Origin of the sequence: Bradyrhizobium valentinum (genome assembly GCF_001440405.1) — a bacterium.
Lineage (GTDB): Bacteria > Pseudomonadota > Alphaproteobacteria > Rhizobiales > Xanthobacteraceae > Bradyrhizobium > Bradyrhizobium valentinum.
In genome coordinates this window covers 18,690-37,463 of record NZ_LLXX01000236.1, presented here as the reverse complement: position 1 = coordinate 37,463, position 18,774 = coordinate 18,690, and the positions used below count along the sequence as shown (strand labels likewise).

Genomic DNA, 18,774 nt, shown 5'->3' with positions numbered 1-18,774 from the left:
CGGCCATGGATACCATCCTTGTCGTCAATGGCGGTTCCTCAAGCGTCAAGTTCCAGGTGTTCGCCGTGGATGACAACGGCAGGCTGCGCCGGCAGATCAAGGGGCAAATGGACGGGATCGGCAGCCGTCCACGGCTGCGCGCAACCGGCGCGGCGGGCGAAGCGTTGGCGGATCGATGCTATCCGATCGAGGCTGTACCGGACGTTCCGACAGCCTTGATGCTCGCAAGCACCTGGCTGCGGGACGAACATCAATTGCGCCCGCTCGCGGTGGGCCATCGCGTCGTCCATGGCGGTCCCGACTACGATCGCCCTGTGCTGATCGACCATGGCGTGATCGCGCGCCTTGAGCGGTTGACAGCACTTGCGCCGTTGCATCAGCCCCACAATCTGGCGCCGATCCGAACCCTGCTTGCCAAATTTCCTGCTCTGCCCCAGGTCGCCTGTTTCGATACGGCCTTTCACCGCGACCACGACGAGGTCGCGGACCACTACGCGATACCCCGCCGGCTGCACGAGGAGGGGGTCCGCCGTTACGGATTTCATGGTCTTTCCTATGAATACATCGCAAAGGCATTGCCGGATGTTGCGCCCGAAATCGGCAGGGCCCGGGTGATCGTGGCGCACCTCGGAAGCGGCGCCTCCATGTGTGCCATCCACGGCGGACGGAGCGTGGAGAGCACAATGGGCTTCACCGCCCTCGATGGACTTCCGATGGGAACGCGCACCGGCCAAATCGATCCCGGCGTCATTCTGTACCTGATGACGGCAAAGGGCATGTCGACCGCCGAGGTGCAGGACTTCCTCTACCGCGATTGCGGGCTGAAGGGGCTTTCCGGCGTCAGCAACGACATGCGCGAGCTCCAGAACAGCAGCGATCCCCATGCGGCGTTTGCCGTCGATTATTTCGTCTACAGGGTTGCACTGCAGGCCGGAATGCTGGCTGCGGCCCTGCAAGGTCTCGATGGTTTGGTATTCACCGCAGGGATCGGAGAAAATTCCGTCGGCATTCGGGCACGAATTGCGGAGCGGCTCAAATGGCTCGGGGTGTCTCTCGATCCGGTCGAGAACGCCCGCCACAGCCTTCGGATATCTCGCGGGGACAGCCAAATTCCGGTCTACATCGTGCCGACCGATGAAGAACTCATGATTGCACAGCACACATTGTCGCTGCTGTGGAATCGGCACTCACCCGCCAGTCTGAAACGCGAGAGAGCGTCATGACAATTCCCGCATTTCCAGAGACCAAGGTTGCGCTGAAGGGACGGAAGGGACTGATCGTCGGTATCGCCAACGATCAGTCGATCGCATGGGGATGCGCCAAGGCGTTTCGGGCCCTGGGCGCGGAGCTCGCGGTCACCTATCTGAACGAACGGGCAAAGAAGCACGTCGAGCCGCTAGCGAAGGAGCTCGAGGCCTCGATCTTCATGCCGCTCGATGTGAATACCGAAGGACAGACCGAACAGGTGTTCGAACGGATCGGGAAGGAGTGGGGGCAGCTCGATTTTCTGCTGCACTCGATTGCCTTCTCTCCGAAGGAAGCGCTGCATGGGCGCGTGGTCGATGTCGAGCGCGACGGCTTCCTCAAGACGATGGACGTTTCCTGCTGGTCATTCATGCGGATGGCGCATCTGGCGGAGCCGCTGATGAAAAACGGCGGCACGCTGTTCACCATGACCTATTACGGCAGCCAGATGGTGGTGAAGAACTATAATGTCATGGGCGTTGCGAAGGCAGGTCTCGAAGCCGCCGTCCGCTATATCGCGGCCGAGCTCGGCCCCAAGGGCATCCGCGTGCACGCGATTTCACCAGGGCCGCTGGCGACGCGTGCAGCTTCAGGAATTCCCGAATTCGACGAATTGATGGATAAGGCACAAACCACCGCGCCTACACGGAGTCTCGTGAGCATTGACGACGTCGGTGCGGCAACGGCGTTCCTGGCGCTCGACGGCGCGAAGCTGATTACGGGCGGCGTCATGTATATCGACGGCGGATATCACATCATCGATTGAGACGTAGAGTCATGGCGCAATCATATCCGGGCGTCGTGATTGCCGGTCGCGGCAGCGCGGTCCATCTCCGGAGGCATGTTGATGTTGCGTCAGTTTTTCGTTGGCGCGGCCGCAAGCGGTTGCAACATCGCGATCCATGCCCTGGTGATGGTGGCTGTCATAAGGGCGGCGCGCTTCGCCGATGAGTTGGCGACGGCCTATCAGACGTTTCGATTGATCGCGATCATGATTGCAGCCGTGACCGTTCTGATGATTGCCCACCTTGCCGAGGTGCTGGTCTGGTCATTGACGTATGCCGCAGTCGACGTCGCGCCGGAAGGCACAGATCTCGTGTACTTCGCCTTTGTAAACTACACGACGCTCGGCTACGGCGACGTGACGCCGGTCAAGCGTTGGTCCCTGCTTGGGCCGATGACCGCGATGAACGGCGTCCTGTTGTTCGGCTGGTCGACGGCGGTGATCTTCGAGGTGTTGCGCACGACATTGCTGGCCGACGGCGAAGAGAGAGCTCACGAGAAGCGGGGATGGCCCAAGTAACATTTTCGCACGGCGCTCGCGCCCTTGATCTGTATCAAGCCGGCAGAGGGGGCGGCGGTCAGTCTTCCAGCGGTACTCTGGATTGGCCTTGAGAGGACTGCATCGAAGATGCCGCCTGTTCCAGGATCATCTGGAATCCCTGATTGACGGAGAACAATATGAAACTCTCGATCACATTATCAGCCTTGCTGATTGCCGGCTTCATGACCGCAACGACAGAGCCCGCCAGCGCCGTTGTCTACTGTCAGTATGTCGACTATCCGGCAGGCTGCATTGTAAGACCAGGCGTGGTGCTGCGCCCGCGCCCGGTTGCTCGAGCTGCGGCGCGAGAGGCGGTACGGCCTGGAACGCCGACGAACCGTGGCGGGCCGGTGGATCGCGTCGGCCGGCGTTGATGGGGCCTTCGCGGCAGCAGCAACCCTTCCAACGTCGGGGATTGCTCGACATTGTGGCGAAGAGGACATCGTGCCGAGACAGGATCCTGCCCGAGATCAACGCTAAGCGGGCTGGAGGCCAACTATGTTCACGGCTCTACCACGACTTGCAAGGCGTATTCGCCACCTCGACTGTGGTCCTTGATGTTTGTTGAACGTCGTCGTGCGATTCACGAACGAACGATAAGTTCGGGCATCGGCACTTCTGAGAATGCCGCTGCATCCGTTTGACCAAATCCCTGGCCCGCAAACAGGAGCAAGCGAAATGGATGCGTTGACAGGCAAATCCGCGATCGTGACTGGATCGACCAGCGGCATCGGGCTCGCAATTGCTCGTGCGTTCGCGAGCGCAGGCGCCAATGTTGTCATCAACGGATTTGGCGCGCCTGCCGATATCGAAAAGGAGCGCTTGGGCATCGAGACCGATTTCAAGGTCAAGGCGGCGTATTCGCCTGCCGACATGAGCAAGCCCGCCGAAATCGCTGAGATGGTCGTGCTCGGCCATAAGGCCTTCGGCTCGGTTGATATCCTTGTCAACAATGCCGGCATCCAGTTCGTCTCTACGATTGAGGAATTTCCGCCGGAGAAATGGGAGGCGATCATTGCGATCAACCTGTCATCCGCGTTTTACAGCATCCGCGCTGCCGTTCCAGCCATGAAGAAGCGGGGTTGGGGACGCATCATCAACACAGCTTCCGCACATTCTTTGGTGGCCTCGCCATTCAAGTCGGCGTATGTCTCGGCCAAGCACGGTATCGCCGGCCTCACAAAGACCGTGGCGTTGGAGCTCGCGACGCACAAGATCACCTGCAACTGCATCAGCCCCGGGTATGTCTGGACGCCACTGGTCGAGCGCCAGATTCCGGAGACTATGAAGGCGCGCAACCTGACCAAGGAACAGGTCATCAAGGATGTGCTGCTAGAGGCGCAGCCGACCAAAGAGTTTGTAACCTCGGGTCAGGTGGCGGCGATGGCGTTGTTTCTGTGCAGCGACCACGCGGCGCAGATCACCGGCGCGAACTATACGATCGACGGCGGCTGGACTGCCGAGTAAGTCGCCGTCCGTCTCAAGGACTCGCGGCTAATTCCAGACTTGATTTGTGTGTGTACCTCAAGACGAAGCATCGGATCGTTCACCCGAGGCGCGGGAGTACAGCGTATGCCGCTGGCGCGATATTTCCTTTATGTCGGTGGAGTACTGCTCACTCTGGTGTTCATTCTGGATGCATGCCTGACCGGACTGCCGGTGATGGAGAGATCGCACGTTAATTCACCCGTTATCCGCATTCATTCCGATCGGAAATGGCCGGAGCGTATCGTTTTCGATACCAACGTTCCGGCGATCGCTCTCGCGCCGACAGAGATCGTGGAAGACCCCTTCGCTAGTCCTGCGAAGGTTGCCGACGTCTCCGGAAAAGAGAGGGAACGCGAAGCATTCGCTTTGATGCCGCCATCCGATGCGAAGCGGGTGCAACCATCCGACCCAGGCAGGCGAGAGCTGAAGCCGCAGCGACAACGCAAAAGCGTGAAGCGGCACGTGACGTCGCGTTCGGTTCTCGTCTGGCGGCAGCCGCAGTTTGGTTGGTTTGGCAACACCATCTGGTGACGGCAGCCGCAATCGTGTCGTGGGCTCGTGGCGTGATCCAGATTTGGTTTCTCGAATGAGGAGGTGCTCATGCGATGGATCCACCTGGCGTCATTATTCTGTTCGCCGCAGCGACGATCATCTTCGCGCTGCAGAATTTCGAGATCGTCACAATGTCTGTTGTCGGCTTCGATGCTCGCGTACCGCTCGCGGTGTTGGTAGCTGTTACTTACCTTCTGGGCGCCGCAACGGGCGGCAGCCTCTTCGCGCTGCTGCGCCGATCCTACGAAGGTTCAAGACGCAGGGTGGTGGGCGCGCCATAAACTACGGTGTCGGTTCACTACCGACCGTCCTCAGTCGGGTGTAGGCCGACGGATTTGAAAACGGACTTTGGAATGTCCGCAGATGACTCGAAGCGGGGACTACGCGGTGGCGACCGTTCCCTTGTGGCGGAACGCCGAGCATTTTGCCCGTCGTGAGCGATTACACGAAAACCAAGTTACTTTTCGATCCGAAAGCGCACTGTCTTGATCTTCTTGTTCGCGGATTCTTCAAAATTCCCCACTGAAGCGCGCCTTAGTAGCGCCGCACGGGGGCGCGCAATCGAGGATGAAACGTACCGATACGTTCCGGAAAACGACGCGCCACTCGCCTTGATCTCTCGCAACGGCACGTGTTGGAATGACATAGGGTATGGCCGCTTGGCGCCAACGCACCTGAATTCGATTCCGCTGCACTGAATGGCTTTGTTGCAAGTCGCCTTTATCTCGTCGATTGGGTTTTCGTTGTGACCTGGTGGCAACTGGTACTCCAGGACACTGTCCAGCGTATCGGTACAGCTTTCGATCGGCTTGAACCGAAAATTGACGGTAATGGTGGTTCCAAGGGGGCCTGCAGCGGATATGTATAAATCGTGTTGGGTGATTGGCAGCACGTAGCGCCCCGCCAAAAAAACCGGTTGCGCTGTTGAGGACGTGGAAGACAGCACAATTGTCAAGATGGCCCAAACGATCACACGCATCACAGGCCCCACGGAGAATTCACGCGTATGGTATGCCCGTCATCTCGGTGGAGCAACGGCTGCTTTCGCTCTTTGATTTGGATCAATAAGGCGAACTGGAATTGTATGCGCAAATGGGCACTGGCTAGATCGGAGCCGCGCAATGGGGCAGCGAACGATGAGTCTGGATGCTGTCGGCGACTTGCGCCAATTGCGCGACGAACGGAGGGACTGGCTGCTGACGTGCTGACCGGAGTGCTAATACTGTTGATATTCGTCGTCGCGCCACTGCAGGCAGTTGGTATTACCGCCTTTCATCTATTTGCTATCGGTCTGTTAGTCGCGATCATCGGAAGCATGGTGATCATTTCCAACAGTCCCACTGCGCTCGTTCTGATGTCGGTTGCGCTTGTCGCTAATATCGCCGTATTTTTCCTGCGGCTCTATTACCCCGTTCCCTTTCACCTTCACATACTGGCTGGCGCATGGTTGATCATCGCCTGCACTCTAGGGATCGTGGTCACTCAGGCCGTATTCAGGGGAGGCCGTGTAACATATCACAGGATTATCGGAGCGATCCTTCTGTACCTGTTGATCGCAGTAGCCTTTGCAACACTCTTTGCTTTCGTCGGCCTGGCGGATCCAGGGGCGATCAAGGGAATAACATTTGACGACGATCAATCACTCGCGAGCGCGCTCTTCTATATGAGCTTTGTTACACTGACCTCGACAGGTTACGGCGACATCATTCCAGTACATCCGTTGGCGCGTAGTCTATGCAACATCGAAAGCGTCATTGGTCAACTTTATCCGGCAACACTGTTGGCAAGGCTTGTTACTCTCGAGATGAGAGATCCGGGCCAGTAAGCATAGCTACAGAGGCTGACCACGCCGTGGCCGGAGTTACAAGCTTTGGTTCTGTTTTTGGTCGGATATCGTTTCAGGCTCTGGAGCGGTTCGCCGAGCCATGTGATTTGCGTCTATTGATCTGGATCAACGGCAGGAGGGCTTGGTGGCATGGTTAACTAAGCCATGGAGGTCGCTATGAAGCAAACCGGAACTAAGAACGCGCTTTTGGCCGCCGGCGTATTCGTGTGCGGAACAATGGGATCGATAGAGCTGCCACGAGATCACGGTCTTTCGCACCGTTTCATGAATAGAGGCACTACGATCTCGATACCCACTGCAGCTGCTCGTCAAGCAGATGAGCCGATCCGTCGCTCGTCCTGCGCGCTCATCAGGTATTATGTCGCGAAATACAGCGTGCCTGCTGCGGAGGCGTGGGCTCGTAGTAAGGGCGCGACTGAGGCAGAAATCCAGACTGCTCGGCGTTGTATCAAGCCTCAACTGACTGCGCGTTTTGGCCAAGCAGCCGCATAGCAAACAGTGACGAAAATCAGATAGCCTCGTCTGTAATTTCGTCAGTTTCGGGCCAAATGCTCGACGTGCGGACGCAAGGCAAATCAATCGTTCAAAGTATCAGCAGTGTGGCGACGCAGAGGATGAGAATTGCCTGCCAGCGGGCCTTGACGGTGCTGTTTGTCTTGCGCGAAGACCTGATGCCTAGTCTTGCGGGCAGGTGATTGTCGTTGGCGGGAGGCCTGCCTGCATGAATCAGAGGATCAGAGATCCGGGGCGATTGACACATCGGCATGATGATGTCCTCCGGCGAACACTCCCATTTGGGAGTCATGCCGTCAACCAATCCCATGACGATCCAAATCCGGTGATGCAGATCAATTGGTAAGCAGCACTGATCAAAGTGTGTTGTAGGTCATAGCCGTCGGTCAAGATCACTGAGCCATCAGCCGATTGTACCGCGGCAACCGGGCGCCTTCACTTTTGTACGCAGAGCGACCTAAGCGTCTCGTCAGAACTCCGGGCCTTGGCGTACTCAATCAGTGCCTGCCGGGCCGCGTCGCACCGCTCTGCGCTGGTAAATTCCTGGGTCGAAACCACGGCGCCGTTTGCAACGCCAAGCCAGCTAACTATGATTAGAACGTGGGGCACAATATCCTCCTCACCGGAGCAACGACCTGCCGATGACCCGACGGCGCATGGGTCATCCTGGCTACGACGCTCGTTGATGCGCCTCCGCGCGTTGATCTAGGTCAAGCGCCGCTGACGACCCTTTATGATTCTCGCCTAGCAGCCGTAGCACCCAACATTCGCACTTAACAAAAAAGCCCCGGCAGTGTGCCGGGGCTAAGGCTTTGCTCGCTGGAGATACGCGCTTGATCAGTAGCGGGCCGCGACGGGCGCCCCGAAACCGCCGAAGCGGTAGTTGATGCGCAAGGTGACCATATCCACGTCCTGGCTGACCCGGTTGTTGAATACAGGTGCGACAATGAACGTATTGTTGGTATCGCCCATGAACAGGTGGTCGTATTCAACGCCCACCGACCAGTTCGGTGTAAAGCCATACTCAAATCCGACACCCACAACGCCGCCCCAACGGGTGTTGCTAGCTGAGGCCAGTTCAATGCCGGTAAGGGTATCGAGGACGCTAAAGCGGTTGCTTGTTACCGCCGCGCCGCCCTTTACGTACAGCAGCGCTTGATTCCAGGCGTAGCCGATCTGGCCGGTAAAGAGGCCGATGCCATCGGTTTTGATGCGAGTGGAGAGCCCAGGAAAGAGCAGGCTTTCGCGCGTGTGGCTGAGATCCGCCCAATCGCCCTGGGCTTCCAGGCCAAACACCCACTGATTGGCTTGCCAGCGATACCCGATCTGGCCGCCGACGAGGCCTCCGGACCGCTCGCGGCAGCCCTCAGCGAAGGTGCCGAACACCGGGTCAACGAAATCCCAACAATTGCTGCTCTGGCCCCAACCGCCATTGCCGCCGATGTAGAAGCCGCTCCAGTTGTAGATCACCGGAAGCGGGGCAGGTGGCGGTGCCTTGACTGCCATATCTGCGGCGGATGCGGGGGCGGCGATGCCGATCAATACTAGACCAACGGTAGCCGGCAAAAAACTCTTCATCTGTTCCTCTCCATTTCCGTCGGCTTAAAATGCTGTCCCCACCAACGGTGTTGCGTTGCATTGATTCCAACTTGCAACGTGAATCCTACGTACTTTAGGCGTAAGACCCCGTGCCAAAATGGCAACACTCAAGCGCAATTGGTGAGCTGGCTTGCAAGCGCTGCTTCTATTTCGACGCGGCTCATCTTTGCTTTGTTGATTATCGTGCATATGGCGGGAGCTGAGGTGGCGAGAGTTTGCGCACTGGTAGCTCTATTTGATCCTCCCGGATGGTTCGTCAGGGTCATCCGCCGGATCCCCGCTGGCTTGTTCCTGTCCTTCTTCAAGCCAAGACAGAATGCTTCCCGATGCAATTGCGCGTCTCGGCAAATGCGGAATGATTGTTCCGGCGGTCACGACCAATCCTTCGTCGAATCGGGCGCGTGCAAAATTCTTGGCTTCCATTTCGGTTTCGAACGTTTGGGTCGACCGAGAGCGCCGGCTTCGGACCGCTGTGCCTTTCCATGGGATCTCGAAGGTCACATACCAGGCCTGCTTCTTCATCCGATGCTTCCGATGGATCTGCCAGGGGCGTCAGCAACACGATCAGCGGTAGTGCAATGCGATCAGTTCGGCGACGCACGCTGGACGCTGGCCGCCTTTGATTTCGATCACCATGTGATAGTTGACCCTCAAGCCATCGGGCGGGACATCCTCCACTTCCGCGATGCTGGTACGGCCCCTGATCCGAGAGCCGGCCGGGACGGGGGAGAGGTAGCGGATCCGGTCCGCGCCGTAATTCAATGTGTTGCGCAGCCCTTTGATGCCCATCACGGAACGAATGAACATCGGCGCCAGGCTGAGCGACAGGAGCCCGTGAGCGATGGTCCTGCCGCCCGGCATCTCCTTTTTGGCCCGCTCCTGGTCGACATGGATCCATTGATCGTCGCAGGTCGCCTGCGCAAATAGGTTGATGCGTTCCTGGGTTACTTCAATCCATTCGCTGGCGCCGACCTCGGAGCCGACCGCCGCCTTGAACTCGCTGAAGTCGCTGAAGATGCGCATGTCAGGTCCTCTGGCTGCGTTTTTCCGGATCAGATCTTCATTTCCGGAACGTTGGCTGGAATAAACAAATCCGCTTCCGTTACGGCCATGACCTCGCCGATAGTGACACCCGGCGCGATCTCCTGAAGCGTTATCCTTCCGCCGGTGAAGTTGATCACGGCCATGTCGGTGACGACGAGATCGACTGGCCGGCAAGAGGTCAGCGGCAGCACGCATTTCTGGACAATTTTAGATTTTCCTTTGGCGGCGTGCTGCATGGCGACGATGACGCGCTTTGCTCCGCTCACCAGGTCCATCGCGCCACCCATCCCCGGCACCATCTTGCCGGGGATCATCCAGTTCGCGAGGTACCCTTCGGCGTCGACCTGAAGACCACCGAGGACCGTTATGTCCACGTGACCACCGCGGATCAATCCGAACGACATCGCGCTGTCGAAGACGCATGCGCCGGGCAGAGCGCTGATCGGCCGTCCGCCGGCATCGGTGAGCAGGGGATGGGCCATCCCCTGTTCGGGAATTGGTCCCGTGCCGATCAATCCGTTCTCCGACTGAAAAAACACCTTGAGGTCGGGCGGAACGAAGTTGGCGACCAGCGTCGGAATTCCGATGCCGAGATTGACGAGGTTACCTGCGCGAAGTTCGCGTGCCACCCGTCGCGCGATGATCGATTGAGCATCCATGGGTCACCCGTTGGCGATGAGGTAGTCGACGAGCGGTGCGGGCGTTATGACATGATCGGGCGCAATGACGCCAACGGGGACAATGTGCTCCGCGGTGACGATGACGGTGTCGGCCGCCATCGCCATGACCGGATTGAAGTTGCGCGCGGTCAGGGCGTAAGCGAGGTTGCCGAGGTAGTCCGCCAGGAATGCATGGATCAGCGCGAAGTCCGAGCGAAGCGCCGTTTCAAGCAGGAAGTTCTTGCCATCGATGTCGATCCGGCGCTTGCCTTCTTCAACGATGGTCCCGACGCCTGTCGGCGTCAGGACGCCTCCCAAGCCGCAGCCGCCGGCGCGGATACGTTCGACGAACGTGCCCTGCGGCACCAGGTTGACGGCGACTTGGTTGGCCATCATCTGTTTTTGTACGTTCGGATTGAGTCCGATGTGGCTCGTAGTAAGCGTCGAGACCAGCGCCGCGTCGAACAGTTTCCCGACGCCTTTGCCGGGGACCGCGGCGTCATTGCTGATGATGGAGAGCTCGGACTTCCTTTGCCTGACCAGTTCGTCTAGCAAACGCTCGGGCGTTCCCACCCCCATGAACCCACCGACCATCACGGTTGCGCCGTTGGGGATCCTGGCGACCGCTTCTTCCACGGAGACGGCTTTCATAGGAGCTCCGATAATTGCTGGGATGCTCACTATTGAAGCTGAAGCGCGCCTAAGATGAGGCTTTGATCTGTATCAAGGTCTCCGCTTGGTCCTCGGGATCGCCGCCCATCGGGCTTGGCTGTGATCCAAGTCAATGCCGGCGAGCATCTAGTCCCACAGTCTGCGGACCTCCGCGTGGCGGCTTTCGACAGCCGCGCCGGTGCGCTCTGCTCTTCAGGAAGAGGATTTGCGCCTGCATCATGCAGCCGCTTTCGAGTTCGATCTTCCGCGGCAGCGAAAAACAACCCTGCGCCAGCACGCGCGGTCATGGCGACGGCTGCGGTATCTCTCTTCGTTCCGGGAAATCTCGCGTCAAACGATGTCGCGATTTCGGGGGGCTCGGTGAGCTCCAGGCTCTACGACCGCATCCCAAACCGGGGGGCATGGTCGAGATCGGTCACCCGTATCTGGTGCCTTGGGGCGAGAAGGCCGGATTGCTCCTGCCGATCTCAGGACTATGGCAGCAGCCATGCCAGATTGCCGGCTAACCACGGTGCCGGGCATTGGCATTGGATGAATCTTGAATCGCTGGCTCGCCGGATATTTTGGCGCATGGTTCGGCAGGCTTCCCGGAAGTGAAGCAGCGATCCAGCTCCGAGCTAAAGGTCCAGCTCCGCCAATCGCACGCGGTCCAGCAGCACGATTTGCCGCTGCGTCTGGCCGAGGAAGCCAAGGATGCCCATGCCGTGAAGGTGTGACAGCGCCCGGGATACCGTTTCGAGCGTAAGGCCGAGATAGTCCGCGATATCGCGGCGAGACATCGGAAGGGCCATCACGCCGGCGGCCGTCAGGCGGCGGTCCATCTCGAGCAGGAATGCGGCGACGCGCTCAAGGGACGTCTTGCGCCCCAGGAGCAACATATGGTCCTCGGCATGCCGGAGGTTGCTCGTCGTCATATTCAAAAGATCGAGCGCCACCAGCGCGTCGGTTTCCGCGACATGCTCCAGGCTGCACCGTTTCATCAGCCGTACTGTCGTATCGACAATCGCTTCCGCGGTAAAACGGTGGGCCGTTCCGTTCTCCAGGCCAAAAATGTCGCCGGCCAAGTGGAAGGCGCCGATCTGGCGGCGGCCGTCGGAGAGAAGCTTATGGGTGCGAACCGCACCGTCGATGACCTGGTAGATGTAGTCGGCGGCTTCCGCCTCTCCGAATATCTCGGTGCCCTTGTTGTACTTGAATTCGCTGAGGATTACGCGTGCTCGCGATAACTCACCGAGTTGTCCTAGAGCCTTCGGCTGGCTGCCGGGATGGGCGTTGACGTTGACAAACATAGTCTCCCCCTGTTTGAGACAATTTGTCTGCATCCTTGGGGCCCGCCTTGCCAAGGGCCTTAAAAATGCATGGCTGCCGGCTCCCTGGGATTGTGTTAAACGAGACCCCTAGCGTGGGCTATTGTATCGAGGGCCATTGTCCTCTGGGACAATGTCCGGAAGGACAGGAGCCTGATAGGTCACCAAGAAATTTTTCGGAGATGTTGCCGACGCCCAGGCGACGATCTCGGGTTTTTTATTTTTCGTTTCGGCGAAGATGTGGGATGAGCTTCATCGAGCCTAACTTCGGTTCTGATGCGATGATTGTGCGGATCAGTGCGTTGTTGATTAGCGTAGCTCTAGTGGTCGCGCCGTTGCAGGTCGCGGCTCAGGAAGCCCGTTCGCGGTCGATACTAGTACTTAATCAATCCGATCTGCGCGGACCATTCTACTACCTGGTGTTCTCAGGCTTGCGTTCGGTGCTCAGTGCCGACGATCGGTCGCATCTAACACTTTACGCCGAGAACCTCGATCTAAGCCGCTTCCGAGGGAAAAACTACGAGGCTCTCCTGCACCGATATCTGAAGGAGAAATATCAGAATGCTCAAATCGATGTCGTAGTGGCCGTGGGGGCTGCGACGCTTGATCTGGTACTGCATTGGCGTTCTGATTTGTGGCCAGAAGTCCCCGTCGTCTTCGCAATGATAGATGAGATCGATCTTGTACGAATGCAACTGCCGGATGGCGTGACCGGCAAAGTTGTCAAATTGCCACTCGCGGACTCCATCAAGGCGGCGCATGCGCTGGTACCGGATCTCGAAACAGTTGTGTTCGTCGGCGACGCCTGGGATAGCCTGACCATCTACAGAAACTGGAAGGAGGAAATTCCCGTTGCCACCCGCGGTCTGAAGGTGATCGACCTTGTCGGGCAGACCATGGCGGAGGTACGGAGGCGTGTTGCTGAGTTGCCCGATCGGAGCGCGATTATCTATTCGGCCATGTTTTCTGACGGCAAGGGCACCTACTACCCACCGGCGACCGCAGTCGGGCTCGTCGCTGAGAAAGCGAATCGGCCGATCGTGGTTGCGGCGGAGACGTTTCTTGCGCCGGGCGGCGCAGGAGGATTCCTGCTCGTTCCAGTCCGAATAGGTGAGGAGGCGGCCCGGCTCGCGCTGCGCATTTTGGACGGCGAGTTGCCGTCGAACATTGCTCCGGCGGTAGGCGATGCCGTGAAGCCGATCTTCAATTGGTTGCAGATGCAGCGGTGGGGTGTTCGCGAGGCGGACCTGCCTCCCGGAAGTGAAATTCGTTTTCGCGAACCCGGTCTGTGGGAGAAGTACCGTTGGCAGACCTTCTCCGTAGCCGCCGTGCTGTTGATACAGGCCGGGTTGATTTCGATTCTGCTGCACGAGCGGCACAGACGAGCCAATGCCGAGCGCGAATCGCGGAATCGCCTTACCGAGCTGGCCCATGCGCACCGTCAGGCGACAGCCGGGGAACTGTCGTCTACGATCGCGCACGAGCTTAATCAACCGCTCGGTGCAATTCTGACCAATACCGAGACGGCAGAACTGATACTGAACTCTCCGTCGCCAAACTTGAGCGAGGTCAAGGAAATTCTTGCCGACATCAGGCGAGATGATATTCGCGCCAGCGAGGTCATCCATCGCATGCGCAGCCTGCTGAGAAGGGTGCCGTTTGAGGACAAGGTCATCGACCTCAACGATACCGTGCGCAAGGTATTCGAATTTTTGTCGGTTCAGGCGTCGGCGCGAAACATTGCACTATACTTCGAGCCCTCGGGGAAACCGCTCCAGGTGAAGGGTGATCAGATTCAGCTTCAGCAGGTTATCATGAACCTGATCGTAAACAGCATGGATGCAATGGCCGCTATGCCGAACGGGCGAGCCGTAATTGGACGGACCGAAGTGAATGGTGGGTCGTCCGCAGTAGTTTCTATCTTGGATTCCGGTCCGGGGATTCCGGCCGACAAATTGAATGAAGTCTTTGATCCTTTCTTCTCCACCAAAAAGCAAGGAATGGGAATTGGCCTATCGATCTCGCGCACCATCGTACAGGCGCACAAGGGGCGCATCTGGGCGGAAAATCAAAGCGAAGGTGGCGCAGTATTTCGTCTGTCTTTGCCGCTAACTTTGTCGTAGGGGGATCACTTGGCAGGGGTTATTCATATTGTGGACGACGATGCATCCTTCCGGACAGCCATCGAACGTCGTTTGAAGAAGGCCGGTTACGTGGTCGCGACGTATCCATCAGCCCAGCATTTGCTCGATTGCTTGCCGAGCGAAAACGAATTGGGCTGCATTCTGCTTGACGTGCGAATACCGGGATTGAGCGGCCCGGAACTGCAGGGGCGTTTGAGCGAAATCGGCTCGATCTTGCCGATCGTGTTTCTTACCGGCTATGCGGATGTCCAGACCACGGTTCGGGCAATCAAGGCAGGCGCCGAAGATGTTCTTACCAAGCCGGTATCGTCGGAAGAGCTTCTTGCTGCAGTTGAACGCGCCCTGGCTCATCATCAGTTGATGCGTGGCCAGAGAAATCAGCTTGAGATCGTGCGCGCTCTTATTGCGAAGTTGACGCCGCGCGAGCGCGAGGTCTTCGAACTCGTGATTCGCGGGAAGACCAACAAGCAAGTGGCCAACGCGTTGGGCGCGACCGAGCGTACGATCAAGGCCCATCGCCACCGGGTGATGGAGAAGCTACAGGTACAGTCCCTCGCCGAACTGGTCTCCCTTGCAGAGCGGGCCGGAATTTTGAGCTCACCGTCGGGTACCGGACAGACGAATTGAGGGTTCATCAACAGGATTTTGCGTTCGCATTGTCCCATGGGACAATAGAAAATGCGGGATTCAGGACTTACCAGAATAGCGTGGTGAGTCGAACGACCCACGACCTGATCAGCTTCGGCGGAGGCTGATGGGTTTCAGATCGTCTCTTGGAAAGACGTTCAGGGCGCGGTGGACAACAGACCAAGGATAGCGGTTTTGGGAAATCGGAACGTCGTCTTTGTGGTCGATGATGACCTTGGAACACTCAAGGGGTTAAAGCGGCTGCTACGCGAACACGGTTACGACAGCATTGTGTTTTCGTCTGCCGAGGAGTTCCAGAACCACGGCGATTTCGAGTCGGCGTGTTGTGTGGTTCTCGACATCGATCTGAATAACGAATCTGGAATCGCCCTGCGGCATCGTCTCAGGGCGGCAGGCATTTCTCTGCCAGTTATTTACATCACCGCCAATGATTGTCCCGCCGTCCGTATGGCCGCTATCGAATCCGGCTGCATTGCTTATCTTACAAAGCCATTCCGGGCGAAGTCGCTGATCGAGCCGATCGATAAGGTAGCGGCCAGGGCAGCGTAGGTTGTTTGCGGTCGTAAACCCTACGCATCATTCATCGATATTTTGCTCGAACGTTTGCGTCGGAGTTCCCTGCCGAACCGCAGCGAACTGGTTGACCGGCAGTGCCGTACTCACCGTCAAGACGCTGGAATCCACGACCTCGAGCTGAAGCTTCTGGCCTGTCTCCATCTCCTTGATCAATTTGGGATCGGCCAGATCGGCGGCGATGCAGGTGTTGGTGAGGCACCAGACATACGGAAACCGGTAGGCAGTTCCCTGGTCGATCGTGATCTTTACCCCAGCCTGCAGGTAGAGCCCGACGGGAAGGAACATTTGCAGCCGTGCCGTCTTGTCGCCCTCGCGTTCGATCAAGTCGATGCGAACCGCGGACTGGCCAGTCTCAAATGTACCGCTGATCGATGTTCGGCACACTATGTTCGTCCCGGGAGTCTTGAAGCAGAACTTCCGCCAATCCGAATACTTGATGTCGCGCGCCGCACGCTGGCCCCGCAAAGCGAACTCCTGGCCGGCCTGCTTCTCGCTCGCTGGGTTGCCGTCCGGCTTCGTCGCCTGTTGTGCGGATGCAATGCCAGTACCGAAATCCAACAGCGTCAGAACCGACAGTGCTGTCGCCAGGCTGGATTGTCCGTAGCATTGGGGGGACCGCTTCCTTGTCATTGCTTGCCCCCGTTGTTCTGCCGGCGTCAATCTCATCTGCGCTTGTCCAGGAACGCTCCGACCAACGGCGCCCACATCGGGAGGCTGTCGGGCGAACTGACCAGAAAATGTCCCTCATTGCCGAACGGAGAGAGCAGGTGATATTCGGCGTTTCCACCCGCCCCGGTGTAGGCCTCGTGCATTCGCCTGGATAATTCCGGGCCGAAGAACGTATCGTTCTCGATATAGATCCACAGCATGGGAGTGCGAGCGGTACGTCCGAATTCCCCGGTTGCCGCGACCAATTTATCAGGCGCGCAATTGTTGTTGGGCTTGCCGCCGACGCGCCCGCCGCGGCCTGCGGCGAATGCAACGATTGCGCGCACCGCTGGAAGGTTCTCGCTCGACAGCGCGATGGCGGCCCAGCCGCCCGCCGATTGGCCGACGACAATAACATTGTCCGGCACGATCAGCTTCTGATCCGTCATGTACTCGATGATCCATTTGTCGATCAGGGCCACCGCGCGCCCGGCATCGCGGAAGTTCGGATTGTCGCAACTGCCGACTTTTGAAAAGAACAGGGAGTACAAGCCGCGTTCCGGGCTATCGAGTGCGGCTGCGCCATATCCGGAGCCGGTGGGTGCAACGACCATGTAGCCCCGCCGGGCGAACCACATCGCCGCGTCTCTGAACTCAACGAGCGGAAAGAAGCCGCGCTCTCGTTGGTTCATCGAAACACCGTGGTTCATGACCACGAGCGGGAACGGACCCTTCCCAACGGGCCGGACCACATACGCGATCGTAGGCAGCGTGACCGGGATCGCCCACACTTCCTCCTGGATGGTCTGATCTGCGGGCCGATCATCAGCGAAGACAGCTACAGCTGGTAACAGGATAGCCACTGTGTACACGACAAGAACGCGCAGCAGATATCGAAGCATGCCGTGCATCCTGGTTGTGCCGACGCTGGCGGTGATCGTCAGATAGCGAAAGCCTTTCCTGACGGAAGCTGGCGACATTGATCTGGATCAACGGAGTAGGCCGGTAGCGGCCCCATCTGGCATAGGCGCATCTTACGATGACGAAGCCGAGGACCGTCAGGAGCACTAGCCAGCCGGCAATGTCAGCTCCGGGCCACAGTGGGCCCGGGCTCAACCCCTCCGGGAGTGAATAATGATGATGTTGCATCGCAGACGATCAGTTGTGGTAGCCCTGTTTGGATTACTGACTTCTGCGGCCGTTGCGACATCGGCGCTGGCGGAAGTAGGGCGGGTGAGCGTTGTGTTCACCAAAGGTGGGTTTATCGTGGGCGTCGGAGGTGGTGAGGGTGTGCTGACCTTCCGAGGCAAAAACTATCCGTTCACAGTTTCAGGGGCCAGCCTCGGCTTCACCGTTGGCGCATCGACCACCAAGCTGGTGGGCAGGGCATTGAACCTGAGGAGTCCCGGTGACATTGCCGGGACATACGCCGTGGTCGGCGCCGGTGGCGCGCTAGCGGCGGGGGCTGGCAGCGTGCAGTTGCGGAATGCCAAGGGCGTCATCCTGCAGCTCAGCGGTCCAAAGGTTGGCGTGGAATTGTCGGCCGCCATGGGCGGGGTCACCGTCGCCATGAAATGATTGCGCCGTCGGGGCGCGCGTCGAACGCTCCCCAGCCGCGGCCCGGTGTGATGCGTTCGACGATTGCGCTGGAACTCGATCCTGGTATTGCTCGCCTAGTATTGCTCGGCGACGAGTTTGACGAGTTTCATGTCGCCCAAGCTCTGCTGATCGTTATAGCGGCCTTTGTCGGAACGCTTCGGCAGCCTGATCTTGTCGCGGTTCACTCGTTTGTATGGAATGGCCGTTAACAGATGCGCGATGCAGTTCAGCCGCGCGCGCCGTTTGTCATCGGAGCGAATGATCAGCCATGGCGCATGTTTCGAGTTCGTCTCCTTGAGCATCAAGTCGCGTGCGCGCGAATATGCATACCATTGGCGATAAGATTCGATATCCATCGGGCTCAATTTCCATTGCCGGAGCGGATCATCGAGTCTGGCCCGGAAGCGTCGCTCTTGCTCATCCATTCCCACCTCAAGCCAGATCTTGATCAGGATGATGCCGCCGTCCACCACATATTGCTCGATTTGAGGGCAGAGAGACAGGAAGCGGTCGTGTTCGTCTTCCGTGCAGAAGCCCATGACATATTCTACGCCGGCGCGGTTGTACCAGCTGCGATCGAAGATGACGATTTCGCCGCCGGCAGGAAAATGCTGCATGTAGCGCTGCATGAACATCTGCGACTTCTCGCGGTCCGAAGGCGCGGGGAGTGCGACGACGCGGAACACGCGCGGGCTGACTTTCTCGGTGATCGCCTTGATCGTGCCGCCCTTGCCGGCGGCATCCCTGCCTTCGAACAGGATGATGACCCTGAGTTTCTTTTCCTTCACCCATTCCTGCAAATGGCATAACTGGACCTGAAGCTTCCGCAGCTCCTTCTCGTAATCCTTCCGCTTCAATTTCGACGAAACTGCCTTGTCTTTAGACATAGCATGACTCGTTTCGCGCAACA

General features: G+C 58.4%; 22 protein-coding genes. 12 read left to right on the top strand and 10 right to left on the bottom strand.

The window, feature by feature from the left end; translation table 11 throughout:
• Positions 1 to 5: 5 nt before the first annotated feature.
• The 7 genes from CP49_RS40730 to CP49_RS40705 all read left to right on the top strand — a co-directional run bounded on the left by CP49_RS40730 (position 6) and on the right by CP49_RS40705 (position 4,890).
• Positions 6 to 1,223 (top strand): acetate/propionate family kinase, encoded by a 1,218-nt coding sequence (locus CP49_RS40730; protein WP_057855705.1) that lies wholly within the window; start codon positions 6 to 8, stop codon positions 1,221 to 1,223.
• The gene (gene fabI, locus CP49_RS40725; RefSeq protein WP_057855704.1) at positions 1,220 to 2,011 is read left to right on the top strand and encodes an enoyl-ACP reductase FabI; all 792 of its coding nucleotides are present in this window, start codon (positions 1,220 to 1,222) and stop codon (positions 2,009 to 2,011) included. The genes CP49_RS40730 and fabI overlap by 4 nt, the downstream gene beginning before the upstream one ends.
• Before the next feature lie 81 nt (positions 2,012 to 2,092).
• The gene (locus CP49_RS40720; RefSeq protein ID WP_057855739.1) at positions 2,093 to 2,548 is read left to right on the top strand and encodes a potassium channel family protein; all 456 of its coding nucleotides are present in this window, start codon (positions 2,093 to 2,095) and stop codon (positions 2,546 to 2,548) included.
• A gap of 158 nt (positions 2,549 to 2,706) precedes the next feature.
• Positions 2,707 to 2,943, top strand: a complete 237-nt coding sequence (locus CP49_RS44090) for a hypothetical protein (protein ID WP_082646486.1) — start codon at positions 2,707 to 2,709, stop codon at positions 2,941 to 2,943.
• A gap of 304 nt (positions 2,944 to 3,247) precedes the next feature.
• Complete coding sequence (locus CP49_RS40715) at positions 3,248 to 4,036, top strand: 3-hydroxybutyrate dehydrogenase (RefSeq protein WP_057855703.1); 789 nt, start codon at positions 3,248 to 3,250, stop codon at positions 4,034 to 4,036.
• Between the two features lie 105 nt (positions 4,037 to 4,141).
• A complete protein-coding gene (locus tag CP49_RS40710) occupies positions 4,142 to 4,588 on the top strand; it encodes a hypothetical protein (protein ID WP_057855702.1) in 447 nt (148 codons plus the stop codon).
• Positions 4,589 to 4,662: 74 nt separating this feature from the next.
• Positions 4,663 to 4,890, top strand: a complete 228-nt coding sequence (locus tag CP49_RS40705; protein WP_057855701.1) for a LapA family protein — start codon at positions 4,663 to 4,665, stop codon at positions 4,888 to 4,890.
• A gap of 176 nt (positions 4,891 to 5,066) precedes the next feature.
• On the opposite strand, the gene CP49_RS40700 is transcribed toward CP49_RS40705, so the two are convergent.
• Positions 5,067 to 5,588, bottom strand: a complete 522-nt coding sequence (locus CP49_RS40700) for a hypothetical protein (protein ID WP_057855700.1) — start codon at positions 5,586 to 5,588, stop codon at positions 5,067 to 5,069.
• A 246-nt stretch (positions 5,589 to 5,834) separates the two neighbouring features.
• Here CP49_RS40700 and CP49_RS40695 point away from each other — a divergent pair, with 246 nt between their 5' ends.
• Entirely contained in the window at positions 5,835 to 6,434 is a 600-nt protein-coding gene (locus CP49_RS40695) for an ion channel (protein WP_245311114.1), read from the top strand.
• Positions 6,435 to 7,805: 1,371 nt separating this feature from the next.
• Here CP49_RS40695 and CP49_RS40690 read toward each other — a convergent pair.
• The 6 genes from CP49_RS40690 to CP49_RS40665 form a co-directional block, all read right to left on the bottom strand.
• Positions 7,806 to 8,546, bottom strand: coding sequence for an outer membrane protein (locus tag CP49_RS40690; protein ID WP_057855699.1), 741 nt, complete (start codon positions 8,544 to 8,546; stop codon positions 7,806 to 7,808).
• Positions 8,547 to 8,798: 252 nt separating this feature from the next.
• The gene (locus CP49_RS40685; RefSeq protein ID WP_057855698.1) at positions 8,799 to 9,089 is read right to left on the bottom strand and encodes a hypothetical protein; all 291 of its coding nucleotides are present in this window, start codon (positions 9,087 to 9,089) and stop codon (positions 8,799 to 8,801) included.
• 42 nt (positions 9,090 to 9,131) lie between these two features.
• Positions 9,132 to 9,590, bottom strand: coding sequence for a MaoC family dehydratase (locus CP49_RS40680; RefSeq protein ID WP_057855697.1), 459 nt, complete (start codon positions 9,588 to 9,590; stop codon positions 9,132 to 9,134).
• Between the two features lie 29 nt (positions 9,591 to 9,619).
• Entirely contained in the window at positions 9,620 to 10,270 is a 651-nt protein-coding gene (locus CP49_RS40675; protein WP_057855696.1) for a 3-oxoacid CoA-transferase subunit B, read from the bottom strand.
• Positions 10,271 to 10,273: 3 nt separating this feature from the next.
• The gene (locus CP49_RS40670) at positions 10,274 to 10,921 is read right to left on the bottom strand and encodes a CoA transferase subunit A (RefSeq protein ID WP_057855695.1); all 648 of its coding nucleotides are present in this window, start codon (positions 10,919 to 10,921) and stop codon (positions 10,274 to 10,276) included.
• Positions 10,922 to 11,559: 638 nt separating this feature from the next.
• A complete protein-coding gene (locus CP49_RS40665; RefSeq protein ID WP_057855694.1) occupies positions 11,560 to 12,231 on the bottom strand; it encodes a helix-turn-helix domain-containing protein in 672 nt (223 codons plus the stop codon).
• Positions 12,232 to 12,494: 263 nt separating this feature from the next.
• Here CP49_RS40665 and CP49_RS40660 point away from each other — a divergent pair, with 263 nt between their 5' ends.
• The 3 genes from CP49_RS40660 (at position 12,495) to CP49_RS40650 (ending at position 15,590) form a co-directional block, all read left to right on the top strand.
• Entirely contained in the window at positions 12,495 to 14,372 is a 1,878-nt protein-coding gene (locus CP49_RS40660; protein ID WP_245311113.1) for a sensor histidine kinase, read from the top strand.
• A 9-nt stretch (positions 14,373 to 14,381) separates the two neighbouring features.
• Entirely contained in the window at positions 14,382 to 15,020 is a 639-nt protein-coding gene (locus CP49_RS40655) for a response regulator transcription factor (RefSeq protein WP_057855693.1), read from the top strand.
• A 195-nt stretch (positions 15,021 to 15,215) separates the two neighbouring features.
• Positions 15,216 to 15,590: a response regulator transcription factor gene (locus CP49_RS40650; protein WP_057855692.1), complete on the top strand. Its 375-nt coding sequence runs from the start codon at positions 15,216 to 15,218 to the stop codon at positions 15,588 to 15,590.
• A 27-nt stretch (positions 15,591 to 15,617) separates the two neighbouring features.
• Here CP49_RS40650 and CP49_RS40645 read toward each other — a convergent pair whose 3' ends face one another.
• Positions 15,618 to 16,247 (bottom strand): invasion associated locus B family protein, encoded by a 630-nt coding sequence (locus CP49_RS40645; RefSeq protein ID WP_057855691.1) that lies wholly within the window; start codon positions 16,245 to 16,247, stop codon positions 15,618 to 15,620.
• 32 nt (positions 16,248 to 16,279) lie between these two features.
• Entirely contained in the window at positions 16,280 to 17,167 is an 888-nt protein-coding gene (locus tag CP49_RS40640; RefSeq protein WP_057855737.1) for an alpha/beta hydrolase family protein, read from the bottom strand.
• 235 nt (positions 17,168 to 17,402) lie between these two features.
• Between CP49_RS40640 and CP49_RS40635 the strand changes: the two genes are divergently transcribed.
• Positions 17,403 to 17,843: a hypothetical protein gene (locus CP49_RS40635; protein WP_057855736.1), complete on the top strand. Its 441-nt coding sequence runs from the start codon at positions 17,403 to 17,405 to the stop codon at positions 17,841 to 17,843.
• Positions 17,844 to 17,938: 95 nt separating this feature from the next.
• Here the strand turns inward: CP49_RS40635 and ppk2 are convergent, their stop codons facing one another.
• The gene (ppk2, locus tag CP49_RS40630; RefSeq protein ID WP_057855735.1) at positions 17,939 to 18,751 is read right to left on the bottom strand and encodes a polyphosphate kinase 2; all 813 of its coding nucleotides are present in this window, start codon (positions 18,749 to 18,751) and stop codon (positions 17,939 to 17,941) included.
• Between the last annotated feature and the right edge of the window lie 23 nt (positions 18,752 to 18,774).